Source organism: Salibaculum halophilum (assembly GCF_002094885.1).
GTDB lineage: Bacteria > Pseudomonadota > Alphaproteobacteria > Rhodobacterales > Rhodobacteraceae > Salibaculum > Salibaculum halophilum.
In genome coordinates this window covers 86,437-92,493 of record NZ_MSIT01000012.1, presented here as the reverse complement: position 1 = coordinate 92,493, position 6,057 = coordinate 86,437, and the positions used below count along the sequence as shown (strand labels likewise).

Genomic DNA, 6,057 nt, shown 5'->3' with positions numbered 1-6,057 from the left:
GCCGGGGCGCTGGCGGCGAGGGTCACGCTGTCCGTGCCCTGCGCGCCCCCGCCCGCGCGCCCCGCCGGGTCGAGAGCGGGCAGCGCCGCCAGGTGCGCCGCCGTTGCGAGACCCAGAAACAGGAGGAAATCCGGCCGCATCAGTTGCGCACCACCAGTTCGACCGCCCGGTCCGGGCCGAGTCGCGACAGGATCGCCGCCAGCCGGGCCGCGGGCAGGGCGGCATCGGCGGTGACGGTCAGCGGCACATCGCCGGGTAGCGCGGCCAGCGCCGGCCAGACGGCTGCGCCGCGCAAATCGCGGAACGCCGGGGCGCCCTCGGCGGTGATCCAGAGCACCGCCTCGCCCTCGGCCAGGGTTTGCGGGGCCGCGCGCGGCGGCGAGACCTCGACCGGTGGGGCCGGTGCGATGCGCGAGGTCATCATGAAGAAGATCAGCAGCAGAAAGACCACGTTGATCATCGGCACGATGGCCTCGGACCGGCGGCGTCGGGGCGTGGCGGGGAGCTGCATGGTTCAGTCCTCCACCAGCGCCAGATGCGTGAACCCGGCGGCCTCAAGCGCGGTCATCACCTGCACTAGGCGTTGCAGGTCGGCCCCGTCGGCCGGGCGCAGCACGATCATGTCCGAGCGCGCCTCGGTCAGGTCCTCCAGCGCCCCGGGCAGGGCCGCCAGCGCGATCGCGCGCCCGTTCAGGCGCAGGTCCTCCGGCGCGACCCCGACCAGGCGGGGCGGGCCGGTGTAGTCCGGCGCGGCGCCGCCGCCCGGGCGCAGGGCCAGGCTGTGGTCGCGGGTGAACTGCGCCGTCAGCATGAAGAAGATCAGCAGCAGGAAGACCACGTCGATCATCGGGGTCAGGCTGGGGCGGCGCGCCGCCCGGTCGGGGGCGAAGGAGAACATCAGCCCGCGGCCCCCTGCGCCGATTGCGCCCGGATCACCAGCCGGGTGGCGTGATCCTCCATGTCATGGCGCACCGCCTCTGCCACGCTCTCGAACCAGGACTGGGCGACGGTAGCCGGGATCGCCACGGCCATCCCGGCGGCGGTGGTCAGCAGGGCTTCCCATATGCCGCCGGCGAGCACGCCCGCGTCGGCCTGTGCGCCGCTGTCCTGCAGCGCCCGGAAGGCCTCGATCATGCCCAGCACGGTCCCCAGCAGGCCGATCAGCGGGGCGATGGTCGCGATCAGTTCCAGCGGGCGCAGACCGGCGCGCAGGTCCGTCAGGGCGCGCTGGGCCAGGCGGGTGATCTCCTCGCGCGCGGCTTCGGGGCCGTAGGCGCCGCTCTGCAGCACCTGCCAGCTGTCGGTCACGAAGCGCAGGCGCACCGGGCGGGGGTGCTGGGGCAGGCAGGTCTTCTCCTGCGTGCCTAGCCGCGCAACCAGCGCCTCGGCCCGGCCCCGCGCCCAGGCCCCGGCGAGGGCCAGCCGCCAGACCTTCCAGAGCACCAGCGCCAGCGTCAGCACCGACAACGCCGCGATGAGCCAGAGCGCGGGGCCGCCGCGGGCCAGCATCCCGGTGAGTGTGGTCAGATCGCTCATGCCCGGTTCCCCCTCGTCGGTTCAGGCCGTCCCGACCACGTCGAGCGGCTGGAAGATCGGCCCCGCCTCGGTCTGCGCGAAATGCGCCGTGATATTGAAATGGTCGGTCAGGTTGTCTGGCGTGAGAACGTCGCCGGGGGCGCCGTCGGCGACAAGTCGGCCCCCGCCCAGCAGGATCAGCCGGGTGCAGTGCCTTGCTGCAAGGCCGAGATCGTGGATCGACACCATGGCCGACCGGCCCGCCCCGGCCAGCCCGGCGAACAGGCGCATGGTCTGGATCTGGTGGGCCGGGTCCAGCCCGGCGATGGGTTCATCCGCCATGACCAGCGGCGTGTCCTGGGCCAGCGTCCGCGCGATCAGCACGCGGGCCAGCTCCCCGCCTGACAGGTCGGTCGCGGTGCGGTGGCGGAAAGCTTCCAGCCCCATGTCGGCGATGGCGCTGTCAATGGCCGCGCGGTCGGCAGGGCGCATGGCCTGGCCCGCCCCGAGATGCGGCAAGCGGCCAAGGGTGATCAGCCGTTCGACGCTGACGGGCCAGGCGACCTCGCGCGTCTGGGGCATCCAGGCGGCCCGTTTCGCCCGGTCGCGCTGGGGCAGGGCGGCCAGGCTGCTGTGGCCGGTGGCGGGCAACAGCCCGAGCACCGCGCGCAGCAGGGTCGTCTTGCCCGCGCCGTTGGCCCCGATCAGGCCGATCAGTTCGCCCGGGCCGACCGTGAACGCCACATCGCGCAGGATCGCGTGCTTGCCGCGGTGGATGCTCAGCCCGGAGACGCGCAGCAGGGTCATGCCAGTTGCCTCCGGGTCTTGTAGATCAGGTGCAAGAACAGCGGTGCGCCGACCAGCGCCGTGACCACGCCGAGCTTGAGGTCCTTGGTCGGCAGAACCACGCGCACGAGGATGTCCGCGGCCAGCAGCATCGCCGCGCCGCCCAGCGCCGAGGCCCCCAGCAGCGCGCCGGGCCGCGCGCCCACGAAGGGCCGCAGCAGGTGCGGCACGACAAGGCCGACAAAGCCGATGGTGCCCGCCACGGCCGTCGAGGCCCCCACGACGGCCGCGGTGCCCCCCACCAGCGTCAGCCGCAGCCGCGTCAGGTTGATGCCCAGCGCTTGCGCGGCGTCCTCGCCCAGGGTCAGCGCCTCCAGCCCGCGGGTCAGCGTGGCCAGCAGGACCAGCCCCAGCCCGATCAGCGGCAGCGCCAGCCAGACGTGATCCATCGAGCGGTCAGCGAGCGAGCCCATCATCCAGAAGACGATTTCCGAGGCCGCGAAGGGGTTGGGCGAGAGGTTCAGCACCAGCGAGGTCAGCGCGCCCGCCAGCGACGAGACGACGATGCCCGCCAGGATCAGCGTGATCGAGGCCCCGCGCGGGCCGGCCAGCGCCAGCACCAGCAGCACGCCCAGCACCGCCCCGGCCAGGGCCGCCAGCGGCAGGCCGAAGGCAAAGGCGGCCGCCAGCCCGGTCTGGATCGCCAGCACCGCGCCCAGCGCCGCCGAGGCCGAGACCCCGATCAGGCCCGGATCGGCCAGCGGGTTGCGCAGGTAGCCCTGCATCGCCGCGCCGGCCATCCCGAGGCTGGCCCCGATGGCCAGCGCCAGGATCGCGCGGGGCAGGCGGATCTCGCGCATGACCAGTGTCAGCGGCGTGCCGTCATCGACGACCAGCGCTGACAGGCTGTCCCAGTAGGGCGCATTGGCCGGGCCGATCACCAGCGCGGCGCCGGTCAGCGCCAGTACCAGCGCCGACAGGACCAGCATCAGCCGGATCATCGGCCCGCCCCGGTGGCCATGCGCCGGGCCTGCGCCAGCCGCTCGATGGCGTCCAGCACCAGCGGCGTGCCGCAGGACCAGTCCTGGTCGCTGACGATGCCGCGCATGCTGTCGCGTTTCAGATGCGCCACGACCGGGTGATCAAGGATTTCCTCGGCGCGCGAGTCGGCCGGGTAGGGCTGGCCGGTGATCACCGCGTCGGGGTCGGACATGGCCAGCAGTTCCAGCGGCAGGAACCCGCCCCAGGCCAGGCCGAAATCATCGGCCACGAGGTCGAACCCGGCGGCGGTCACGATCTGGCCGGGCAGGGTCTTGCCCCCCGAGGACCAGCCGTTGGCCGAGTAGAGCGCGGCGCGGGGCCGGTCGCCCGCGGGCGGGGCCTGCGCGGCCAGATCGGCCAGCCGGGCCTCGAAACGGGCCACCATGCGGGCGGCGGCCTCTTCGCGGTGCAGCACCGCGCCCATGCGCCGCACCCGGTCACGGATGTCAGAAAGGTTGCCCGCAGGCTCGAAAACGGCGACGGGCACGTCGAGCCGGCGCAGCATGTCCAGCGTCGTGCGGTCCGAGAAACTGCCCGCGATGACCAGGTCCGGGTCCATCAGGTAGATTTCCTCGGCCAGTCCGCGGTTGGGCACGTATTGGCGGGCCTGCTCGACCAACGCCGAACCGCGCGCCTGCTGCGACAGGTAGGAGACCGAGTGCAACTGGCCGTCATCCGCCATCATCATCGCCAGCTGGTCCGTGCACAGGTTCATCGAGACGACACGCTCCGGCGGGGCCGCGGGCACGCCCGGATCGGCTGCCACCTGCCCGACGGCCGGCGAAACAGTGGCGAGACAGCCCGCCACTGCACAGCACAGACGATCAAAACGCGACATCGATCCCAAGATAGGCTTCACGGCCCGGACCGGCATAGCCCCAGACGTCCGAGGACTCCGCGTCCAACAGGTTGTCGACCCGACCGCGCAATGAGACCGTGTCGGAGAGTTGGTAGGTCATGGCAACATCGACCAGGGTGTAGTCGGGCAGTTTTTCCGTCGCGAAACTTCCGTAGAACTGAGTGTCGTAGAGGTCCGCGACATGGCGCACCTGCGCGGTCACCGTTCCGTCGCCGCCGAAGGTGCGCGCGCGCAGGCCAAGAACCGCTTCACGCCCGGGGCGGCGGATCTCGACATCACCGTTTGCATCCGTGGCATCCAGGTAGGTGTAGTCGAATGACACGGCCACGTCCGGTGTCACGTCGTAGTCGAGTGCAACTTCTACGCCTCTGCGGTTCGACGTACCGTCGCGATTTATGGCTTGTTCGAAGGTCGGCGTGTAGATGATCTCACCCTCGAGTTCTTCCACGAAGAGCGTCACGTCCAAGACACCGCGTGATCCAGAGAACGGGATTTCGATGCCGATGTCGAAGCCAAGCGACCGTTCGGGGTCAAGGTCCGGGTTGCCGACATAGGACCCCGGGAAGAAGCCGAATTGTTCATACATTGTCGGGTTAACGACCGCCTGTCCAGCAGAGGCATGCAGCCGCGCACCCGAGTCCAACCGGTAGGAGCCCGCGAGCGTCCAGCTAGTCGCATCCTTGAAATCGTCATTGAAATCGCGGCGAAGCGAGGCTTGGACAGCCAGATCGGGGTTGATCTGACCGACATATTCGAGCGCGATCGCGCGACTGCTGCGGCCGTAGTCTTCGCTGCGCAGAACGTCCGTGAAAGACAGTTCCTGTGCCTCCAGTAGAACCGTCAGAATATGGGCCGAATTTTCGACCGCTGCACCGTCAAGCCCGTAGCTGAGCTGGTAGGCCAGTTTGGACATGTCACTCTCGGTATTGGACGTGACCGTGTCACTGTCGTCGGACAGCTCGGTCGTGAAGGCGTTGCCCTCGTACGAAAAACGATTAAGCATCCGGCCGCCCAGTGCCTCGACCTCCAACCATGCGGAGCCAAGACGTTCAGTCCGCTCGGCGCTGTTGTCGGCGTCCACAACATAACCCGCCGCATCTGTCGCGCCGCCATCGGTCCGATCGAAATCATAGGTCTGATCGGAGTTTCGCAAGGTGAATCCAGCGGTGACACCCTCGGCGATTTCCGCCTCCCCCTTAAGGTTGATCGTCAAACGATCGCTTTCGTCCGCCTGGCCGCCATCGCCTGAAACATCGTAGCCGCCATCGTACCGGGATATGATGCCGAAAGACAGCTGCGAGCGATCGGTACCCGCCGATCCGCTGAATGTCGCCTCCCGGCCTCCAGCGCTGCCGACCATAAGTCCTGCATTGTAGGTGGCGCCAACCGCGTCAGGCTCGGCCGTGGTGATCGAGACGACGCCTGACATCGCATTGGAGCCGTAAAGCGCCGATTGTGGGCCCCGAAGGATCTCGATCCGTTCGATCGCGGCCGTCGAAAGCCCCGAGAAGAAGTATTCACCATTTTCACCTGACAGGGCTTCGACACCGTCGATGAGAACCAGTGTATGGTTGCCCTCGCCCCCGCGAAGACGCACTTGGGTGTTATAGGGATCGGTCTGGCTGACAGAAACACCGGGCAGCGCGGCGATGGCTTCTTGAACTGTCGTGATCCCGCGTTCGGCAATGTCCTTTTGTGTCACGATCGTGACGGCGCGGCCATACGCGGTTTCGTCAAGCGGAATAAAGGCGCCGCTGACGATGATCTCGTCCAGTTCGAAGGCCTGCTGCGCGGCCAGGGGGGTGGACAGGGCGAAAAGGGCGGTGCTCGCCCAGAGGGTCTGTCTGGTCATGGTC

The 6,057-nt window shown here is 69.1% G+C and carries 7 protein-coding genes; all 7 read right to left on the bottom strand.

All coding sequences use genetic code 11. The features are described from left to right. Window positions 1-139: 139 nt before the first annotated feature. Genes BU124_RS09865 through BU124_RS09835 form a run of 7 tightly spaced genes read right to left on the bottom strand, consistent with a single transcriptional unit; the run spans window position 140 to window position 6,053 of the window. Window positions 140-511: an ExbD/TolR family protein gene (locus BU124_RS09865; protein ID WP_084863245.1), complete on the bottom strand. Its 372-nt coding sequence runs from the start codon at window positions 509-511 to the stop codon at window positions 140-142. A gap of 3 nt (window positions 512-514) precedes the next feature. Next, the gene (locus tag BU124_RS09860) at window positions 515-898 is read right to left on the bottom strand and encodes an ExbD/TolR family protein (protein ID WP_143529945.1); all 384 of its coding nucleotides are present in this window, start codon (window positions 896-898) and stop codon (window positions 515-517) included. Then, on the bottom strand, window positions 898-1,536 hold the full coding sequence (locus BU124_RS09855) for a MotA/TolQ/ExbB proton channel family protein (RefSeq protein WP_084863242.1): 639 nt from the start codon (window positions 1,534-1,536) through the stop codon (window positions 898-900). Before BU124_RS09855 ends, BU124_RS09860 begins: the two co-directional genes overlap by 1 nt. Window positions 1,537-1,557: 21 nt before the next feature. Continuing rightward, the gene (locus BU124_RS09850; protein WP_084863240.1) at window positions 1,558-2,322 is read right to left on the bottom strand and encodes an ABC transporter ATP-binding protein; all 765 of its coding nucleotides are present in this window, start codon (window positions 2,320-2,322) and stop codon (window positions 1,558-1,560) included. Next, window positions 2,319-3,302 carry a FecCD family ABC transporter permease gene (locus tag BU124_RS09845; protein ID WP_084863238.1) on the bottom strand — a complete coding sequence of 328 codons (984 nt, stop codon included), beginning with the start codon at window positions 3,300-3,302 and terminating at the stop codon, window positions 2,319-2,321. Before BU124_RS09845 ends, BU124_RS09850 begins: the two co-directional genes overlap by 4 nt. After that, on the bottom strand, window positions 3,299-4,108 hold the full coding sequence (locus tag BU124_RS09840; RefSeq protein ID WP_245831662.1) for an ABC transporter substrate-binding protein: 810 nt from the start codon (window positions 4,106-4,108) through the stop codon (window positions 3,299-3,301). Before BU124_RS09840 ends, BU124_RS09845 begins: the two co-directional genes overlap by 4 nt. A 58-nt stretch (window positions 4,109-4,166) precedes the next feature. Further along, entirely contained in the window at window positions 4,167-6,053 is a 1,887-nt protein-coding gene (locus tag BU124_RS09835; protein ID WP_179141898.1) for a TonB-dependent receptor plug domain-containing protein, read from the bottom strand. Between the last annotated feature and the right edge of the window lie 4 nt (window positions 6,054-6,057).

Coding starts and splice junctions, on each gene's coding strand:
- BU124_RS09835 (WP_179141898.1), bottom strand. CDS start 6,053: ATGACCAGACAGACCCTCTGGGCGAGCACCGCCCTTTTCGCCCTGTCC.
- BU124_RS09860 (WP_143529945.1), bottom strand. CDS start 898: ATGTTCTCCTTCGCCCCCGACCGGGCGGCGCGCCGCCCCAGCCTGACC.
- BU124_RS09850 (WP_084863240.1), bottom strand. CDS start 2,322: ATGACCCTGCTGCGCGTCTCCGGGCTGAGCATCCACCGCGGCAAGCAC.
- BU124_RS09845 (WP_084863238.1), bottom strand. CDS start 3,302: ATGATCCGGCTGATGCTGGTCCTGTCGGCGCTGGTACTGGCGCTGACC.
- BU124_RS09855 (WP_084863242.1), bottom strand. CDS start 1,536: ATGAGCGATCTGACCACACTCACCGGGATGCTGGCCCGCGGCGGCCCC.
- BU124_RS09865 (WP_084863245.1), bottom strand. CDS start 511: ATGCAGCTCCCCGCCACGCCCCGACGCCGCCGGTCCGAGGCCATCGTG.